The organism is Roseimaritima sediminicola (genome assembly GCF_009618275.1).
Taxonomy (GTDB): Bacteria; Planctomycetota; Planctomycetia; order Pirellulales; family Pirellulaceae; genus Roseimaritima; species Roseimaritima sediminicola.
In genome coordinates, this window is the sequence record NZ_WIAD01000163.1 from 1 (window position 1) to 503 (window position 503).

Below are 503 nucleotides of genomic sequence, written 5' to 3' on the forward strand. Positions count from 1 at the left end.
CTTGAGCGACACCTATCTGATCTGCGATCGTTCCCGCGGCTGGGCGATTGTCGAACTAGGACAGACCGCAATCTACTCCACAGATGATTCGGCTACTCAAACCATTCATCAGATTTCCGAGTCACACATGCTGGAGAACCTCTGCATCGCCACCCGAAAAGGAAACGAATCGACCCAGGAGGAAAGCGGCTTCAGCAGCTTCACCGAGTTCGAAACGGAAATCTTTGACGAGCCGCCAGCGAAGGAAGTCTTTTACCTGTCCCATTACGGTCTTCCCGAACCAAAGTTCTCACGGCCCTGGTCACGACTCAGCCTTGGGCTGTTCGCGGCGGCCGCGGTCTGTGTGCTAGCGTGGTTCATCTCCAACCGTCGATCCCGTGCTCCGTCGGCGGCCGCATGAGATGGGCCCGACGCAGCCCTGTTGCAATCTTACTGCTTGGCCTGCACGCGTCGCTGTTGGCATACAGTGCGTGGCGACACGCGCCCGGCATCGATGAAATCGG

At 58.1% G+C, this 503-nt stretch carries 1 protein-coding gene; it reads left to right on the forward strand.

Translation table 11 applies throughout. The features are described 5' to 3' along the window. Window positions 1-400: hypothetical protein (locus tag GE027_RS22955; protein ID WP_162006909.1), on the forward strand; the 400-nt coding region annotated here is incomplete at its 5' end. Between the last annotated feature and the right edge of the window lie 103 nt (window positions 401-503).